At 59.6% G+C, this 17,393-nt stretch carries 16 protein-coding genes; 9 read left to right on the forward strand and 7 right to left on the reverse strand.

Features of this window, described 5'->3' with window-relative positions:
- The first annotated feature begins 42 nt into the window (after positions 1-42).
- Positions 43-1,389 carry an amidohydrolase gene (locus ACA046_RS22990; protein ID WP_497675057.1) on the forward strand — a complete coding sequence of 449 codons (1,347 nt, stop codon included), beginning with the start codon at positions 43-45 and terminating at the stop codon, positions 1,387-1,389.
- 866 nt (positions 1,390-2,255) lie between these two features.
- Here ACA046_RS22990 and ACA046_RS22995 read toward each other — a convergent pair.
- Positions 2,256-2,969 (reverse strand): UTRA domain-containing protein, encoded by a 714-nt coding sequence (locus tag ACA046_RS22995; protein WP_010166446.1) that lies wholly within the window; start codon positions 2,967-2,969, stop codon positions 2,256-2,258.
- 351 nt (positions 2,970-3,320) lie between these two features.
- Between ACA046_RS22995 and ACA046_RS23000 the strand changes: the two genes are divergently transcribed.
- The 6 genes from ACA046_RS23000 (at position 3,321) to ACA046_RS23025 (ending at position 8,713) form a co-directional block, all read left to right on the forward strand.
- Positions 3,321-4,388: an ABC transporter substrate-binding protein gene (locus ACA046_RS23000; protein WP_076015304.1), complete on the forward strand. Its 1,068-nt coding sequence runs from the start codon at positions 3,321-3,323 to the stop codon at positions 4,386-4,388.
- Between the two features lie 220 nt (positions 4,389-4,608).
- On the forward strand, positions 4,609-5,415 hold the full coding sequence (locus ACA046_RS23005; RefSeq protein ID WP_459022701.1) for an alkaline phosphatase family protein: 807 nt from the start codon (positions 4,609-4,611) through the stop codon (positions 5,413-5,415).
- Positions 5,394-6,257 carry an ABC transporter permease gene (locus ACA046_RS23010; RefSeq protein WP_167663516.1) on the forward strand — a complete coding sequence of 288 codons (864 nt, stop codon included), beginning with the start codon at positions 5,394-5,396 and terminating at the stop codon, positions 6,255-6,257. Before ACA046_RS23005 ends, ACA046_RS23010 begins: the two co-directional genes overlap by 22 nt.
- Positions 6,244-7,044, forward strand: a complete 801-nt coding sequence (locus tag ACA046_RS23015; RefSeq protein WP_497675058.1) for an ABC transporter permease — start codon at positions 6,244-6,246, stop codon at positions 7,042-7,044. The genes ACA046_RS23010 and ACA046_RS23015 overlap by 14 nt, the downstream gene beginning before the upstream one ends.
- Positions 7,041-8,030: an ABC transporter ATP-binding protein gene (locus tag ACA046_RS23020; RefSeq protein ID WP_003219745.1), complete on the forward strand. Its 990-nt coding sequence runs from the start codon at positions 7,041-7,043 to the stop codon at positions 8,028-8,030. The genes ACA046_RS23015 and ACA046_RS23020 overlap by 4 nt, the downstream gene beginning before the upstream one ends.
- Before the next feature lie 29 nt (positions 8,031-8,059).
- Positions 8,060-8,713, forward strand: coding sequence for an HAD family hydrolase (locus ACA046_RS23025; RefSeq protein WP_497675059.1), 654 nt, complete (start codon positions 8,060-8,062; stop codon positions 8,711-8,713).
- Between the two features lie 836 nt (positions 8,714-9,549).
- Here ACA046_RS23025 and ACA046_RS23030 read toward each other — a convergent pair.
- On the reverse strand, positions 9,550-10,512 hold the full coding sequence (locus tag ACA046_RS23030) for a zinc-binding dehydrogenase (protein WP_497675060.1): 963 nt from the start codon (positions 10,510-10,512) through the stop codon (positions 9,550-9,552).
- 138 nt (positions 10,513-10,650) lie between these two features.
- Between ACA046_RS23030 and ACA046_RS23035 the strand changes: the two genes are divergently transcribed.
- Positions 10,651-12,732: a carboxy terminal-processing peptidase gene (locus tag ACA046_RS23035; protein WP_173860379.1), complete on the forward strand. Its 2,082-nt coding sequence runs from the start codon at positions 10,651-10,653 to the stop codon at positions 12,730-12,732.
- Between the two features lie 112 nt (positions 12,733-12,844).
- Positions 12,845-14,623, forward strand: coding sequence for a bifunctional diguanylate cyclase/phosphodiesterase (locus ACA046_RS23040; protein WP_497675061.1), 1,779 nt, complete (start codon positions 12,845-12,847; stop codon positions 14,621-14,623).
- Position 14,624: 1 nt separating this feature from the next.
- Here the strand turns inward: ACA046_RS23040 and ACA046_RS23045 are convergent, their stop codons facing one another.
- From ACA046_RS23045 to bamJ, 5 genes are all read right to left on the reverse strand, one after another.
- On the reverse strand, positions 14,625-15,011 hold the full coding sequence (locus ACA046_RS23045; RefSeq protein WP_076015297.1) for a tetratricopeptide repeat protein: 387 nt from the start codon (positions 15,009-15,011) through the stop codon (positions 14,625-14,627).
- Positions 15,011-15,382 (reverse strand): hypothetical protein, encoded by a 372-nt coding sequence (locus ACA046_RS23050; RefSeq protein ID WP_010166435.1) that lies wholly within the window; start codon positions 15,380-15,382, stop codon positions 15,011-15,013. Before ACA046_RS23050 ends, ACA046_RS23045 begins: the two co-directional genes overlap by 1 nt.
- On the reverse strand, positions 15,379-15,717 hold the full coding sequence (locus ACA046_RS23055) for a helix-turn-helix domain-containing protein (protein WP_497675062.1): 339 nt from the start codon (positions 15,715-15,717) through the stop codon (positions 15,379-15,381). Before ACA046_RS23055 ends, ACA046_RS23050 begins: the two co-directional genes overlap by 4 nt.
- A gap of 97 nt (positions 15,718-15,814) precedes the next feature.
- Positions 15,815-16,270 carry a YkvA family protein gene (locus ACA046_RS23060; RefSeq protein ID WP_076015295.1) on the reverse strand — a complete coding sequence of 152 codons (456 nt, stop codon included), beginning with the start codon at positions 16,268-16,270 and terminating at the stop codon, positions 15,815-15,817.
- A 321-nt stretch (positions 16,271-16,591) separates the two neighbouring features.
- Entirely contained in the window at positions 16,592-17,332 is a 741-nt protein-coding gene (bamJ, locus tag ACA046_RS23065) for a BamJ family beta-barrel-assembly machinery protein (protein ID WP_167663547.1), read from the reverse strand.
- Positions 17,333-17,393 lie beyond the last annotated feature (61 nt).

The following is a 17,393-nucleotide window of genomic DNA, read 5'->3' on the forward strand; positions in this document are numbered from 1 at the left end:
GGACGACGTCAGGATCAACAACAATAATCATGGAGAGTCCTTATGCGTTTGACCGGTCTTACACACCAATGGGTATTCGGCCTGCTGTGGGGTGTCGCCAGCAGCGCGGTCATCGCCGCCAGCAGCGGCCAGGACAGTGCCCGCGAAGAAATCGCTGCCCAGGCGAAAGTGCTGGAACCAGCCTTGCTGGAAACCCGGCGCGACATCCACGCCCATCCTGAACTGGGCAACACCGAAAAGCGCACCGCAGAACTGGTGGCCAAGCAATTGCGGGAGATGGGGCTGGAGGTCAAGACCGGCGTCGCCCGCACGGGTGTCGTCGCGATCCTCAAAGGCGCCCTGCCCGGCCCGACCGTCGCCTTGCGCGCCGACATGGACGCGCTGCCGGTCAAGGAAGTGTCCGGCCTGCCCTTTGCCTCGAAGGCCAAGGGCGTGTACCTCGACAAAGAAGTCGACGTGATGCACGCCTGTGGCCACGACGCCCACACGGCCATCCTGCTGAGCACGGCGAAAATCCTGACCGGCCTGCGTGATCGTCTGCCGGGCACCGTGGTGTTTTATTTCCAGCCGGCTGAAGAAGGCCCGAGCGACTTTATCCCCGATGGCAAGAACACCTGGGGCGCGAAGATGATGGTGCAGGAAGGGGTGATGAAATCGCCCAAGCCGGATGCGGTATTTGGGCTGCACGTCTGGGCGGGTGTGCCTGCGGGGCAGATCGCGTATCGGCCGGGGCCTACCCTGGCGAGTTCGGATGACCTGCGGATCAAGATCCTGGGCAAACAGACCCATGCGGGGAGGCCGTGGGACGGGATTGATCCGATTACCGTGGGGGCGCAGGCCATCGTTGGGTTGCAGACGGTGGTGAGTCGGCGTACCGACATTTCTTCGTTTCCGGCGGTGGTGAGTATTGGCACCATCAATGGGGGGACGCGGTACAACATCATTCCTGAGTCGGTGGATATGAGTGGGACCATTCGCTCTTACGACTATGGCATTCGCCAGAAACTGCATGCGGATGTGCGGCAGACCGTCGAGAAAATCGCCGAGAGTGGTGGGGCGAAGGCTGAGGTTTCGATTATTGAGAAGTATGATCCGACCATCAATAACCCGGCGCTGACCGAGAAGATGCTGCCGAGTTTGCATTGGGCGGCGAAGGGTGATGTGGTCAACGCCCCGCTGGTAGGTGGCGCTGAGGACTTCTCGTTTTATGCCAAGGAGGCACCGGGGTTGTTTGTGTTTTTGGGGGTGACGCCGAGGGATCAGGATATGAGTAAGGCGGCGCCCAATCATAATCCGGGGTTCTTTGTGGATGAGTCGGCGCTGGTGGTTGGGGTTAGGACGCTGGCTTCGTTGGCGACGGATTATTTGTATGCCAATGCGGCGCCTTGAGGGGAGCATATCCGTTATTTAGGTAACGGCCACTTATGGTTCCGCTCTTACAGCGGCTCACTTTTGAACAGCGCAAAAGTAAGCAAAACGCTCTTGCCCCACCACTCGGCACCTCGCCTAGGCTCGGTGTGCCCTCAGCTCCGGCAGCACGAAGCGGGCCGCCGCGACGGGGCGTCCCTGCCCCGTCGCGGCTAAACCGGCGTCCTGCCGGTTTACCCGCTCCGTACTGCCTACGTTCGGCCAGCGTGGTTTAACGGGGCGCCTAAGATCAAAATCAAGATCAAAAGCCAGAGCACAGCGGCCTACAGGCCGGCTTGAGTGTGGTGAAGCAACAGCAACAGCAACAGCAACAGCAACAGCAAAACCAGAAGCGGGCACGGTCCAAATGTGGGAGCGGGCTTGCTCGCGAAGATCGTTAACGATGACGTGGGCATTCTGGATGAACGCGGCGTTCTCAGGTTTTTCGCGAGCAAGCCCGCTCCCACAGAAAAGCAGCCCTGCTTTCGCTCTGGATCTTGCCTCTGCTTCTAACACTCAAGCCGGCCGGGAGGCCGCTGTGCTCTTGCTTTTGATCTTGATCTGACTGCCCCATTCAGCCCGAGGCCGAACGCAGGTATTGCGGAGCGGGTAAACCGGCAGGACGCCGGTTTAGCCGCGCCGGGCCATGGATGGCCCGTCGCGGCGGCCCGCGGAGTAATGCCGGAGTGAGGGAACACCGAGCCTAGGCGAGGTGCCGACAGGCGGGGCAGAGCGTTTTGGTTACTTTTGACTGGGCCGGCATTCCGGCTTTTCAAAAGTGACCCGCTGTAAGAGCGGAACCCTAAGCGGCCGTGACCTAAACAACGGATATGTACACAGAAAACCCGTCAAACCACATCCACCCCCACATGAATCGCATCATGCCGCCAAAACTCCAGATCACAATCAATCAACCGCTCATGCTGATCATAATTAACCCGAGCAATCCGCAACCCCGGGCTCCCCACCGACACCCTCAACGCCGCAGCCGCCTCAACCTGTAATGACGTCGGCACAATCTCAAACCGCACCCGCCCGTAATGCAAGTCATACACCCGCGCATACAACTCCGTAATCGACTGATTCAAATCACACTCCAGAATCCCCGGAAAATACTGCGGGTTCAGATAGTGCTCCACATACAACACCAACCGCCCATCAATCCTGCGCCCCCGGCAAATCTGAATCACGCTGGACAACGCCGGCAACTGCAACCACGCACACACCGCCGCCGAAGCCGGCTGCAACCGCGCCGAAATCACCTCAGTCGACGGCACCCGCCCCTGCGCACTCACCATCGCGTGAAAGTGACTGCGCTGCATCAGGTTATAGGCCAGCCTCGGAGGCGAAACAAACCACCCCCGCCGCTCCTCGCGATAAATCTGCCCTTGGGCCTCAAGTTGTAACAAGGCTTCCCGCACCGTAATCCGGGTGGTACCAAACAACTCGCTCAGCTTGCGCTCGGCTGGCAGTTTACTGGCAGGCGCCAACAACCCATGGTCGATCTGCTCTTGCAGCGCCAGGCCAATGGTTGTCACCGCCTTGGTTGCCTCATCACGCATCAACGTTACCTATCTGGACTAGACCAGCACTATTCAGGTGCACAAAACGCCCGCTAAACGCGCCTCTGCTATTGCGTGCAAGCCTAGGCATTGCACATGACCGACAGATGACAGCGCCGCGCGACGTCTTGCCACAAGACCTGCAATACATCGGCCAAGTCCAAGGCTTCCGGGCCGTTTGGCATGGTCTACGCTTACCCGGCAACCCCTCGTCCAGGCCAACAAAAAACGACATCGACATGAAACTGTCATCCCCCGCGCCTAAATTGGCTCGTGTATTGCTGACCTAGACCAACACCTTCGCAATCGTTCATAAAAACGCAGCGTTGAAAACGCCCAAAGGAGCTTCGGATGAAACAGCTTTTCCTGGCATCACTGTTAGGCTCGACCATTGCCATGTGCACCGCCGCCATGGCTGCTGATACCGATTTGAAAACGCTCGAAGCCGCCGCGAAAGCGGAAGGCGCCGTCAACAGCGTCGGCATGCCCGATGACTGGGCCAACTGGAAAGGCACCTGGGAAGACTTGGCCAAGATCTATGGCCTCAAGCACATCGACACCGACATGAGTTCGGCCCAGGAAGTCGCCAAGTTCGCGGCAGAAAAAGACAACGCCAGCGCCGACATCGGCGACGTTGGTGCAGCCTTCGGCCCGATCGCGGTGAAACAGGGCGTAGTGCAACCGTACAAACCGACTACCTGGGCACAAGTCCCGGATTGGGCGAAAGACAAAGACGGTAACTGGGCACTGGCCTACACCGGCACCATCGCCTTTATCGTCAACAAAAAGCTGCTGCACGGCTCCGAAGCCCCAAAAAGCTGGGCTGACCTGAAGACCGGCAAATACAAGGTTTCCATCGGTGACGTGAGCACCGCCGCCCAGGCTGCCAACGGCGTACTCGCCGCTGCACTGGCCAACGGTGGTGACGAGAAGAACATTCAGCCTGCATTGCTGATGTTCGCCGACATCGCCAAGCAAGGCCGCCTTTCGCTGGCCAACCCGACCATCGCCACCATGGAAAAAGGCGAAGTGGAAGTGGGCGTGGTCTGGGACTTCAACGGCCTGAGCTACAAAGCCAAGATGGCCAACCCGGACGACTACGTGGTGCTGATCCCGTCGGACGGCTCGGTGATTTCCGGCTACACCACCATCATCAACAAATACGCCAAGCACCCGAACGCCGCCAAGCTGACCCGCGAATACATCTTCAGCGATGCCGGCCAGACCAACCTGGCCCGTGGCAACGCGCGGCCGATTCGTGCCGAGCACCTGACCTTGCCAGCCGACGTACAGGCCAAGCTGCTGCCTAACGAGCAGTACAAGAAAGTAACGCCGATCAAAGACGCCGACGCTTGGGAGAAGACCTCCAAGGCACTGCCGCAGAAGTGGCAGGAAGAAGTCATCATCAATATGCAATAAGGCTGTAACCCACATTGGAGATCCGCTGGAGATCCAATGTGTGAGCGGGCTTGGGTGGGAGCGGGCTTGCTCGCGAAAGCGCAGTGTCAGTCAATACATGTGTGACTGACCCACCGTCTTCGCGAGCAAGCCCGCTCCCACAAAAGCCCACTCCCACACTTAACTGCGTTCCCTCAGGGGAAATTGAGTCAAGCCTATTTGTTGCGGAGCCCCAGCCCCTATGAAGCACAACGTCATCCTTGTCGTGCTCGACGGCCTGAATCACGAGGTTGCCCGACACGCCATGGGGCACTTGCAGGCCTACGTCGGCGCAGGACGCGCAGCACTGTACAAACTGGAATGTGAACTGCCGGCCCTGTCCCGGCCTCTGTACGAATGCATCCTCACCGGCGTCCCGCCGATCGAAAGCGGCATCGTCCACAACAACGTCTCGCGCCTGTCCAACCAGCGCAGCATTTTCCATTACGCCACCGACGCCGGATTATCCACCGCGGCGGCGGCTTATCACTGGGTCAGCGAGTTGTATAACCGCAGTCCCTTCATCGCCGCCCGCGATCGTCATACCAACGACCCGGCGCTGCCGATCCAGCACGGGCATTTCTACTGGAATGACCATTACCCGGACTCGCACCTGTTTGCCGACGCCGAAAGCCTGCGCCTCAGACACGCGCCGAATTTCCTGGTGGTGCACCCGATGAACATCGACGACGCCGGCCACAAGCACGGCCTCGACACCCCGCAGTACCGCAACAGCGCACGCTCGGCCGACATCATCCTCGCCGACTACCTGCAAGGCTGGCTCGACGCCGGTTACCAGGTGCTGGTGACGGCCGACCACGGCATGAACAACGACCGTTCCCACAACGGCCTGCTGCCGGAAGAACGGGAAGTGCCACTGTTTGTGCTGGGTGATGCCTTCAGCTTCGACGCCCACGCCACGCCCAAGCAAACCGAGCTGTGCGGCACCGTCTGCGAGCTGCTGGGTGTGCCCCACGACAAACCTGTATGCCGGGAGCTGTTGAAGTGAATTCAGTGATCCGCGGCAAATGGCTGGCGGCCTTGTGCCTGGTGCCCTTCGCCCTCTTCTTTATCGTGTTCGAGATCGCCCCGCTGGTGTGGGTGATGATCAGCAGCGTCCAGTCGGAAGAGTTCGGCTGGGGCCTGGCCAACTTCAGCAAAATCTTCAGTTCGAAGTTCTACCTGCAGGCAATCCAGTACAGCCTGGAGATCAGTTTCTACTCCAGCGTATTCGGGATCATCATCGCAGTGCTGGGCAGCTACTCGCTGCGCCGGGTGGACGGACGGCTGCGCAATTTCGTGACCGCATTCGCCAACATGACCAGCAACTTTGCCGGCGTGCCATTGGCCTTCGCGTTCATCATCCTGCTGGGGTTCAACGGCAGTATCACCATCATGCTCAAGCAGGCCGGGATCATTCAGGACTTCAACCTGTACTCCAAGACCGGCCTGATCATCCTTTATACCTATTTCCAGATTCCCCTCGGCGTGTTGCTGCTCTACCCGGCCTTTGACGCGTTGCGCGAAGACTGGCGCGAATCCGCTTCATTGCTCGGCGCGGACGGTTGGCAGTACTGGCGGCATATCGGTTTGCCGGTGCTGACCCCGGCGCTGCTGGGCACCTTCGTGATCCTGCTGGCCAACGCCCTCGGCGCCTACGCCACGGTGTACGCGCTGACTACCGGCAACTTCAACGTGCTGCCGATCCGCATCGCGGCGATGGTCTCCGGCGACATCTCCCTGGACCCGAACATGGCCAGCGCCCTGGCCGTGGTGCTGGTGGCGCTGATGACCGTGGTGACCGTGGTCCATCAACTGCTGCTCAAGAGGAGCTACCATGTCTCGCGCTGAACCTGGCTCGGCCGCCCTCTACCACCGCGTAGTGGTGTACCTGTTGTTTGCGATCCTGGTGCTGCCGTTGCTCGGCACCCTGGTCTACTCCATCGCCAGCAGTTGGTCGGCGACCATCCTGCCGTCCGGGTTTACCTTCAAGTGGTACACCCAGCTGTGGAGTGACCCGCGTTTCCTGAATGCCTTCGGCCAGTCATTGCTGGTGTGCGTCGGCGCGCTGATCTTGTCAGTGGTGCTGATCCTGCCGCTGCTGTTTGTGGTGCATTACCACTTTCCGAAACTCGATGCGCTGATGAACATTCTGATCCTGCTGCCCTTCGCGGTGCCGCCGGTGGTGTCGTCGGTGGGGCTGTTGCAGCTCTACGGGTCGGGACCGTTTGCGATGGTGGGTACGCCGTGGATCCTGATCGGTTGCTACTTCACCGTGGCGCTGCCGTTCATGTACCGGGCGATCACCAACAACCTGCAAGCGATCAACCTGCGGGACCTGATGGACGCTGCCCAACTGCTCGGCGCCAGTACCTTCCAGGCCGCGTTCCTGGTGGTACTGCCCAACCTGCGCAAGGGCTTGATGGTGGCGTTGCTGCTGTCGTTCTCGTTCCTGTTCGGCGAGTTCGTGTTCGCCAACATCCTGGTGGGCACCCGCTACGAAACCCTGCAGGTGTACCTCAACAACATGCGTAACAGCAGCGGCCACTTCACCAGTGCCCTGGTGATCTCCTATTTCTTCTTTGTGCTGGTGCTGACCTGGGCCGCCAACATCTTGAACAAGGACAAAAGCCAATGAGCTTCGTCAGCGTCCAACACCTGCAAAAAGGCTACGCCGGCACGCCGGTGTTCAGTGACATCAACTGCGAAATCGCCAAGGGCGAATTCGTCACCCTGCTCGGCCCGTCGGGTTGCGGCAAGTCGACCTTGCTGCGCTGCATCGCCGGCCTGACCTCGGTAGATAGCGGGAAAATCCTGCTGGATGGCCAGGACATCGTCCCGCTGAGCCCGCAGAAACGCCATATCGGCATGGTGTTCCAGAGCTACGCGCTGTTCCCCAACATGACCGTGGAACAGAACGTCGCCTTCGGCCTGCGCATGCAGAAGGTCAATGCCGACGACAGCCACAAACGTGTGCAGGAAGTGCTGCAACTGGTGGAGCTGAAAGAACTCGCCGGACGCTACCCGCACCAGATGTCCGGCGGCCAGTGCCAGCGCGTGGCCCTCGCCCGCTCTCTGGTGACGCGCCCGCGCCTGTTGTTGCTGGATGAACCGCTGTCGGCCCTTGATGCACGGATTCGCAAGCACCTGCGCGAACAGATTCGCCAGATCCAGCGCGAGCTGGGCCTGACCACCATCTTCGTGACCCATGATCAGGAAGAAGCCCTGACCATGTCCGACCGGATCTTCCTGATGAACCAGGGCAAGATCGTGCAGAGCGGCGATGCCGAGACCCTCTACACCGCGCCGGTGGATGTGTTCGCCGCCGGTTTTATCGGCAACTACAACCTGCTGGATGCCGATAAGGCCAGCAAACTGTTGCAGCGCCCGATCACCGGGCGCATCGCCATTCGCCCGGAAGCCATCGAACTCAGCCGCAGCGGCGAGCTCGACGCATTGGTGCGCAGCCACAGCCTGTTGGGCAACGTGATTCGCTACCGCATCGAAGCCCGTGGGGTGGAACTGGTGGTCGATGTACTCAACCGTTCGGCCGACGATTTGCACCCGGACGGTCAGCGATTGGCACTTTCCATCGACCCAAGTGCGTTGTGTGAAGTAGCCTGACGCACGATTTATTTGAGAGAGCGTGACTGATGGCATTGGTAATTTTTGATCTGGACGACACCCTGATCCACGGCGACTGCGCCACCCTGTGGAGCGAGCAGATGGGCCGCCTGGCCTGGGTGGATGGCGAGTCGTTCATGCGCAAGAACGACGAACTGATGGCGGCCTACAGCCGCGGCGAGCTGGCCATGGAGGACTATATGGACTTCAGCCTGGAGCCGATGATCGGGCGCACGCCGGAAGAGATCGAACACCTTGTAGAGCCGTGGGTGGAAGATGTTATCGAGCCGCTGATCTACAGCGAAGCCACCCGGACCATCGCCCAGCACCGCAAGAACGGCGACCGGATTCTGGTGATCTCGGCGTCGGGGACGCACTTGGTCAAGCCGATTGCGGCGCGTATTGGCATCGATGAAGTGCTGGGGATCGAGCTGGACGTTGCGCATGGGGTGTACAGCGGCAAGACCACCGGTGTACTGACGTACCGCGAAGGCAAGATCACCCGGCTGATGGAATGGCTGGAGCAGGAAGGCGAGCACCTTGATGGGGCGTACTTCTACTCGGATTCGCGCAATGATTTGCCGCTGTTGCTGAAGGTGGAGAACCCGCAGGTGGTGAATCCGGACCCGGTGTTGCGGGCGCATGCTGAAAAGGCTGGGTGGCCGATTCATCATTGGGTCTGACGTTTTGCGCTGGTTTGAGGTGAGTACATATCCGTTGTTTAGGTAACGGCCGCTTATGGTTCCGCTCTTACAGCGGCTCACTTTTGAACAGCGCAAAAGTAAGCAAAACGCTCTGCCCCGCCTGTCGGCGCCTCGCTGTGGCTCGGCGTTCCCTCACTCCGGCACCGCGAAGCGGGCCGCCGCGACGGGCCATCCATGGCCCGGCGCGGCTAAACCGGCGTCCTGCCGGTTTACCCGCTCCGCACTGCCTGCGTTCGGCCTCGGGCTGAATGGGGCAGTCAGATCAAAATCAAAAGCAAAAGCACAGCGGCCTCCCGGCCGGCTTCCTTCTCTGTAGGAGCGAGCTTGCTCGCGAAAAACCTGAGACCGCCGCGTTCATCCAGAATGCCAGCGTCATCGTTAACGACCTTCGCGAGCAAGCCCGCTCCCACATTTGGACCGTGCCCGCTTTTGATTTGGTTTGTGCCTTTGCTTCACCACACTCAAGCCGGCCTGTAGGCCGCTGTGCTCTTGATCTGCTTTTGATCTTGATCTTAGGCGCCCCGTTAAACCACGCTGGCCGAACGCAGGCTTTGGAGCGTGGGTAACCTGGCAGGACGCCAGGTTAGCCGTCCTGGGCCAGGGATGGCCCATCGCGGCGGCCCACGCTCCAAAGCCGGAGTGAGGGCACACCGAGCATTAGCGAGGTGCCGAGTGGTGGGGCAAGAGCGTTTTGCTTACTTTTGCGCTGTTCAAAAGTGAGCCGCTGTAAGAGCGGAACCATAGGCCGCCGTTACCTAAATAACGGATATACACACAGCCCAACTCCCCCCCAAACACAAATGATGCATCTGAAATCAGGTCAGACTCTCGTCAATCACCAACACCAGCTTCCCGGAAATCTGATTAGTCGCCAGTTCCGCAAACGCAGCCTCGGCATCCTTGATCGCAAAAGTCTTGGCCAATTGCGGACTCAAACGGCCCTCAGCAAACAACGGCCAAACATGCTGGCTCAAGTCACTGAACAGGTCAGCCTTGAACTGATCATCCCGGCTACGCAACGTCGACCCCAACACCTGCACACGCTTGGCCAACACCTGCGCCAAATCGATCTGCGCCTCACGGCCGCCCATCAAGCCAATCAACACCCAGCGCCCATCACGCGCCGCGAGCTTGAGATTCAACGCAGCATAGCTCCCGCCCACCGGGTCAAGAATCACATCGAACGGTCCGAAATCACTCAGCCCCTCGATGCCGTCAGTACGTACCACACCCCCCTGAGCCCCCAGCGTTTCACAGTACGCCAGGCGATCCGCCGACCCCACACTGACCCAGCAAGGGCTACCAAACGCCTTGCACAACTGAATCGCCGCCGACCCCACGCCGCTGGCGCCAGCATGCAACAGCACCTTCTCACCAGGCTTGAGGCCCGCCAACTGGAACAGATTCAGCCACGCGGTGCTGTACACCTCGGGCAACCCGGCAGCTTCCACCAGCGAAACGCCCTCCGGCACCGGCAGCACATGCCGCGCATCCACTACCACTTCTTCAGCCATCCCGCCGCCAGCCAGCAGGGCGCAAACGCGATCACCTACTTGCCACGACGAACCAGCACCGACTTCGCTGATCACCCCGGAACACTCCAGGCCCAGCACCTGACTAGCTCCTGGAGGCGGTGGATAGAGCCCTGACCGCTGTAATAAATCGGCCCGATTCAGGCCCGCAGCCGCCACACGAATGCGAACTTGGCCTACATCACATGTAGGACTCGGCTCATCTTGCCACTCCACATGACCTTCAACGCCTTGCAATGCTTTCACAGTGCCTCCATAGTGAGTCTGGACTGAGCCCGTTGCTGTAGCGCCGGGCTTTTTGCATTATGCGACCGGCCCATATGGAACCGGCGACTTCAAAGACGGCCTAATATGCGTTATCAATTGCCCCCGCGTCGAATCAGCATGAAGCATTTGTTCCCCAGCACCGCCCTCGCTCTTTTTATTGGTATCGGCCTTCTGCCGCTATCGAGCAATACGTTCGCAGCCAACAGCTGGGACAATCTTCAGCCTGATCGCGATGAGGTGATTGCCAGCCTTAACGTCGTTGAGTTGCTCAAGCGCCACCATTACAGCAAGCCGCCGCTGGACGACGCTCGCTCGGTGATCATTTACGACAGCTACCTCAAGCTGTTGGATCCCTCGCGCAGCTATTTCCTGGCCAGCGACATCACCGAGTTCGACAAGTGGAAGACGCAGTTCGACGACTTCCTCAAGAGCGGTGATTTGCAGCCCGGCTTCACCATCTACAAGCGTTACCTGGACCGCGTCAAAGCGCGTCTGGACTTCGCCATTGGTGAGCTGAACAAGGGCGTCGACAAGCTCGACTTCACCAAGAAAGAGACCTTGCTGGTTGACCGCAAGGACGCTCCTTGGCTGACCACCGAAGCCGAACTGGACGACCTGTGGCGCAAACGCGTCAAGGATGAAGTCCTGCGTTTGAAGATCGCCGGCAAAGAGCCGAAGGCCATTCAGGAACTGTTGACCAAGCGCTACAAGAATCAGCTGGCACGTCTGGATCAGACCCGTGCCGAAGATATCTTCCAGGCCTACATCAACACCTTCGCAATGTCCTACGACCCGCACACCAATTATCTGTCCCCAGATAACGCGGAAAATTTCGATATCAACATGAGTCTGTCGCTGGAAGGCATCGGTGCCGTCCTGCAAAGCGATAACGACCAGGTGAAAATCGTGCGTCTGGTGCCGGCAGGTCCTGCCGACAAGACCAAGCAGGTTGCTCCGGCCGACAAGATCATCGGTGTGGCCCAGGCCGACAAAGAGATGGTCGACGTGGTCGGCTGGCGTCTCGATGAAGTGGTCAAGCTGATCCGTGGTCCGAAAGGCAGCGTGGTGCGCCTGGAAGTGATTCCGCACACCAACGCGCCGAACGACCAGACCAGCAAGATCGTGTCCATCACCCGTGAAGCGGTGAAGCTCGAAGACCAGGCCGTCCAAAAGCAAGTCCTCAACCTCAAGCAGGATGGCAAGGACTACAAGCTGGGCGTGGTTGTGATCCCGGCGTTCTACCTGGACTTCAAAGCGTTCCGCGCCGGTGATCCGGACTACAAGAGCACCACTCGCGACGTTAAGAAAATCCTGACAGAACTGCAGAAGGAAAAAGTCGACGGCGTGGTCATCGACCTGCGCAACAACGGCGGCGGCTCCCTGCAGGAAGCCACCGAGCTGACCAGCCTGTTTATCGACAAGGGTCCGACCGTACTGGTGCGTAACGCTGACGGCCGTGTAGACGTGCTGGAAGACGAGAACCCGGGGGCCTTCTACAAAGGGCCGATGGCGTTGCTGGTCAACCGCCTCTCGGCATCGGCTTCGGAGATTTTCGCCGGCGCGATGCAGGACTACCACCGGGCGCTGATTATCGGCGGCCAGACCTTCGGCAAAGGCACCGTGCAGACCATCCAGCCGCTGAACCATGGCGAGCTGAAACTGACCCTGGCCAAGTTCTACCGGGTTTCCGGGCAGAGCACCCAGCATCAGGGCGTACTGCCCGATATCGATTTCCCGTCGATCATCGACACCAAGGAAATCGGCGAGAGCGCCCTGCCCGAGGCCATGCCGTGGGACACCATCCGTCCTGCGATCAAGCCGGCGGTAGACCCGTTCAAACCGTACGTGGCGCAGTTGAAAACTGATCACGATACCCGCTCCGCCAAGGATGCCGAGTTCATCTTCATCCGCGACAAACTGGCCCTGGCCAAGAAGTTGATGGAAGAGAAAACCGTCAGCCTGAACGAAGCCGACCGTCGTGCGCAGCACACCGACATCGAGAATCAGCAACTGGTGCTGGAGAACGCCCGCCGCAAGGCCAAAGGCGAAGCTCCACTCAAGGAACTGAAGAAAGAAGACGAAGACGCGATCGCCGCCGAGCCTGATAAAACCAAGCCGGAAGATGATGCCTACCTGAGCGAGACCGGGCGGATCCTGCTGGATTACTTGAAAATCAGTAAGACGGTGGCCAAGCAGTAAATGATGGCAATTTAATGTGAACGCTCCCCGGAGTGTCATCAAATAGACATCATTCTGTCGTGAAATGAAGGACCTGCCCAAGCAGGTCCTTTTTTTTCGACCCGAGAAAATCATGACCATGACCGAACAGCTGAATGCATTGGGCTCAATCCTGGCTCAAGGCAGTTTGCACAGCCTGTTCCAACCGATCATTTCCCTGTCCGAACGCCGCGTCGTCGGTTACGAAGCCCTCAGTCGCGGCCCGTCCAACAGCCCACTGCACTCGCCTATCGCGCTGTTCTCCGTGGCCCGCCACGCCGGGCGCCTCAGCGAGCTGGAGATGGTCTGCCGGGAAAGTGCCTGCCGACGGTTCAGCGACCAGAAGCTGCCGGGCAAGCTGTTCCTTAACGTCTCGCCCGAATCCCTGCTGGAAACCGCGCACCAGCCCGGCCGTACCCTGCAACTGCTCAGCGACTTCGGCATCCCGCCCAGCCAGGTGGTGATCGAACTGACCGAGCAAACCCCGACCGACGATTTCCAACTGCTGCAAACCGCGCTGCATCATTACCGCGCCATGGGCTTTTCGATTGCCCTGGATGACCTGGGCGCCGGCTATTCCAGCCTGCGTCTATGGTCGGAATTGCGCCCGGACTACGTGAAGATCGACCGGCATTTTATCGACGGCATCCACCAGGACGCCCTCAAGCGCGAGTTTGTCGGCTCGATCCTGCAAATCGCCAAGGCCTCCCGGGCCCAGGTCATCGCCGAAGGCATCGAATTGCCGGAAGAGTTGGCGGTGCTCACCGAGATGGGCGTCGACCTGGTGCAGGGCTACCTGCTCTGCCGCCCCCAGGAACATCCGCCGCAGGAAGCCCGGCTGATGCTGCCAAAGCCGGACAGCGCCAACGTCGCGCTGAATGACGAAGGCAGCGACCTCAGCGCCCTGCTCAACGAACAACCGGCGGTGGGCCAGCACACCGCCACGGCGCAGGTGCTGGAAGCTTTCCGGCGCCAGGCCAACCTCAACTCCCTGGCGGTGCTGGATGAGCGTGGCCATCCAATCGGCATCGTGCACCGGCACTCGTTGTCGGACGCCCTGCTCAAGCCGTTTGCTACCGACCTGTTCGCCCGCAAGCCCATCAGCCGTTTGATGAGTGATGACTTCCTCGCCGTGGAACTGAGCCAGTCCTTGCAGCAAGTCAGCCGCCTGCTCACCAGTCGCGCACGCCAGCGCATCGAGGAAGATTTCATCATCACCCTCAACGGTGATTACCTGGGGCTGGGCCGGGTAATCGACGTGCTCAAGCTGATTACCGAGCTGAAAATCCAGCAGGCGCGCTACGCCAACCCGCTGACCTTGCTGCCGGGCAACGTACCAATCCAGCAGTGCCTGACGCGGTTGTTGCAGCAACAGCGTGAGTCAGTGATCTGCTACGTGGATATCGACAGTTTCAAGCCATTCAACGATATCTACGGCTATGGCCGCGGCGATGAAGTGCTGCTGTGCCTCGCGCAATGCCTGAACGACCGGGTAGACCCCAGCCGCGACTTTGTCGGGCATATCGGCGGGGATGATTTTTTGCTGGTGTTGGGGCCGCAGGATTGGCGCAAACGGCTTAACCAGCTGCTGGACGACTTCCACACTCAATGCCGGCGCTTCTATCGCAGCGAGCATCTGGACGCGGGCTGTTTCGTTGCACTGAACCGCCAGGGTGTGCGCCAGGAGTTTGCGTTGCTGTCGCTGTCCATCGGCGTGGTGCATTTGTATCCACAGGCCTGTGGACAACTCGATGCCAGCCAATTGGCAGAACTGGCCTCGCAAGCCAAGCACCACGCGAAGAACGTGGCGGGCTACAGCATTCATGTGATCGACAGTCTGGAGTTGGGCCAGGCAGAACCGGAGCCGCTCTAGATCAGAGTTGTTCCAGGCGAATCTGCGCCAGCGGGTGCCCGGCTCGGGCGGCGATTTTCCACCAGCGTGCCGCTTCCAGCGGATCCGGCGCCTTGCCAAGGCTGCCCGCGAGGCTCAACACCCCAATCTGGTACGCAGCCTTGCCATCTCCGGCCTGAGCCGCCAGGCGCAACAGCCGCACGCCCTCTTCACGGGCGCCGAGGCCCTTGCCACGAAATGTCAGGATATGTCCGTAGAAACTCTGTGCCCCTACGTCGCCCAGATTGGCCATGCGTGCAAACTGACCTTCAAGCCATTGCCAGCAACGAGGCTGCCGCATGAACCAGGACCAATGAAACAATTTGCGCGCCAGCCAATAACTGACATACGCCTTAAGCTTCCAAAACACTAAGCCTCCGCTGACTCGGGATAATCGTACTCAAACACCCGCACCACCTCCGATGCGTGCCACGACGCTGCTGCCACGCCATCGGACGGCCCGCAGAAGCGTCCAAGACGCTCCACACATTCAAAGAAACCGGTACGTGGCAGACGGCTGGCGCCCTGGCTAATCACCAGGGAACTGCGCAGCGGTTGGTCGGCCTTGGCATCCAGCGCCGCCAGGTGTTCCAGCGCGGCCGTCAGGGTCTGCATGGCCGGCGTGGGAAATTGCAGACGCTCCAGCAATGCGCGGTAGGTCAAGAGATGGCGCTGTCGGCGCGCCTGATCAAGTTCGTTGATTAACCCATCCCAATGCTGACGGCTGATGCGTACGCTCACGTTTCGTCCCTCCAACCTGCGACGCCCAGTTCCCAGGCCAGGCTGCGGCGGATGGCTGCGTCCGGCTGGCGTTCACCACTTTCGATCAAGCCCAGGTAAGACGGGCTGATGCCCACTGTGCGCGCCAGAGCCTCGATGGCCAGGCCCTTGGCGTCGCGCAGGCTTCGCAGCTGCTCCAGGGGGCGTAGATCGGGTTCGGCAGCGGTTTGGCTAAGGGTCGAAGCAGGAGGTGTGGGCTGTTGCTGCCCGGCGGCTTTTAACAGCGCCTGATACTGAGCCCATGGCAGAACCGCATATTCGGGTTCGCCATCCTTTCTAATTATCTGAATATCCATGAATGCCCCGTAGGATCACAACACTTACTTCGTAAGTACTTTCCTTAGGAGTGTAATCCTAACAGCCACAAAGAGCGCAGGGGGATATTCGCAAGCTTCAGTTTTTTTTCAGGTGTTCCTGCTCAAGCAACAGAGGCGTCGCTGGCAGGCGCTCAACCACCGCGAGCTTCTCCGGGACCTGACGCTCGCGCCAGGCGCGAAAAGCGCTCAGCTCACCGTTCAGGGTCTTCATGACCCACGCCAGCACGGCAATGTCGTCGAGCATGCCGAACACCGGGATAAAGTCCGGGATCGCGTCAATCGGGCTGAGGAAGTACATCAGCCCCGCCACCACCGAAATCAGCGCCTTGGGGCTGATGGCCCGGTACTCGCCGCGCCAGTAGGCCAGGCACAAGGCCTGGAGCAGTTTGAGGTCGTCCTTGAGCTTGCCCAAGCGGTTGCCCTGGCTCGAGCCTTTGGCGGCAACGGCGAACAGCAATGTAGGCAAGCGCCCTCGGCCAAGCAGGCGGGCGGCCATGGGCAGGAAACGGGTGAAATTAAACGGTGCTTTCATCGTCACTCCAGTTCCAGACGACAGAAAAGGTTATCCACACAAATTGTGGATAACCTTGTGAACAGAGCCTATTTTCCAGGCTGAAAGCCACGTAATACAAGGCCTACAGTCAGATCGGGCGTTTTTTGCGCACATAAAAAAAACCCAAGAATTCATTGACTTGGAGATAATCTGCGTCTACCCGTACTCAGGTCTTTTATCAGACTGCTCTAGACCGCGTGGGTTCGGTTGATTTTGGCCGGGATCCAAATGGAAAAGTTATGCACAGGCCAGAAACAACAACGCCCCGTCGAGACGGGGCGTTGTGTGTTCAGGCGCTGATTACTTCTTGGCAGCCGGTGCAGCCGGTGCGTCAGGTGCTTCAGCCTTGGACGGGTCCTTGATGGCCAGCAGTTCCAGGTCGAATACCAGCACGGAGTTGGCTGGAATCGCCGGGCTCGGGCTCTGGGCACCGTAGGCCAGGTCGGACGGGATGTACAACTCGACCTTCTCGCCAACGTGCATCAGTTGCAGGCCTTCGACCCAACCTGGAATCACGCCGCTGACCGGCAGGTCAATCGGGCTACCGCGATCCACGGAGCTGTCAAAGGTGGTGCCGTTGGTGAGCTTGCCGGTGTAGTGAACAGTCACTACGTCGGTAGGCTTGGGTTGAGCACCGTCAGCTTTCTTCACGATCTTGTATTGCAGACCGGAAGCAGTGGTGACAACGCCGTCTTTCTTGGCGTTCTCTTCGAGGAATTTCTTGCCGGCGGTTGCCGACTCTTCGCTCATCTTGGCCATACGCTCTTCAGCACGTTTTTGCAGTGCGGCGAAGGCTTCGACCAGCTCGTCGTCTTTCAGCTTCTGTTCTTTCTTGCCGACGGCATCTTCGATGCCTTGGGCTACGGCTTTGGAGTCCAGGTCATCCATGCCTTCTTGAGCAAGGCTTTTGCCCATGTTCAGGCCGATACCGTAGGAAGCTTTTTGCGCCGGGGTTTTCAGCTCTACGCTGGTTTGCGAATCACAACCCGCAAGTACCAGGCTAACCAGGGCCACCGCCGCCGCCAACCGATGCTGTTTCATGCTATTTCCTTGTTCGTGTGCCAAAAGGGCATTCGAGTAAAGTCGCGAGCTTATCAGGCGG

It is taken from the genome of Pseudomonas sp. LBUM1641 (genome assembly GCF_059716235.1).

Excerpts from the sequence above, each read along its gene's own strand:
- ACA046_RS22990 (WP_497675057.1), top strand. The coding sequence starts at position 43 with ATGCGTTTGACCGGTCTTACACACCAATGGGTATTCGGCCTGCTGTGG.
- ACA046_RS22995 (WP_010166446.1), bottom strand. The coding sequence starts at position 2,969 with ATGCGTGATGAGGCAACCAAGGCGGTGACAACCATTGGCCTGGCGCTG.
- ACA046_RS23000 (WP_076015304.1), top strand. The coding sequence starts at position 3,321 with ATGAAACAGCTTTTCCTGGCATCACTGTTAGGCTCGACCATTGCCATG.
- ACA046_RS23005 (WP_459022701.1), top strand. The coding sequence starts at position 4,609 with ATGAAGCACAACGTCATCCTTGTCGTGCTCGACGGCCTGAATCACGAG.
- ACA046_RS23010 (WP_167663516.1), top strand. The coding sequence starts at position 5,394 with ATGCCGGGAGCTGTTGAAGTGAATTCAGTGATCCGCGGCAAATGGCTG.
- ACA046_RS23015 (WP_497675058.1), top strand. The coding sequence starts at position 6,244 with ATGTCTCGCGCTGAACCTGGCTCGGCCGCCCTCTACCACCGCGTAGTG.
- ACA046_RS23020 (WP_003219745.1), top strand. The coding sequence starts at position 7,041 with ATGAGCTTCGTCAGCGTCCAACACCTGCAAAAAGGCTACGCCGGCACG.
- ACA046_RS23025 (WP_497675059.1), top strand. The coding sequence starts at position 8,060 with ATGGCATTGGTAATTTTTGATCTGGACGACACCCTGATCCACGGCGAC.
- ACA046_RS23035 (WP_173860379.1), top strand. The coding sequence starts at position 10,651 with ATGAAGCATTTGTTCCCCAGCACCGCCCTCGCTCTTTTTATTGGTATC.
- ACA046_RS23040 (WP_497675061.1), top strand. The coding sequence starts at position 12,845 with ATGACCATGACCGAACAGCTGAATGCATTGGGCTCAATCCTGGCTCAA.
- ACA046_RS23055 (WP_497675062.1), bottom strand. The coding sequence starts at position 15,717 with ATGGATATTCAGATAATTAGAAAGGATGGCGAACCCGAATATGCGGTT.
- ACA046_RS23060 (WP_076015295.1), bottom strand. The coding sequence starts at position 16,270 with ATGAAAGCACCGTTTAATTTCACCCGTTTCCTGCCCATGGCCGCCCGC.
- bamJ (WP_167663547.1), bottom strand. The coding sequence starts at position 17,332 with ATGAAACAGCATCGGTTGGCGGCGGCGGTGGCCCTGGTTAGCCTGGTA.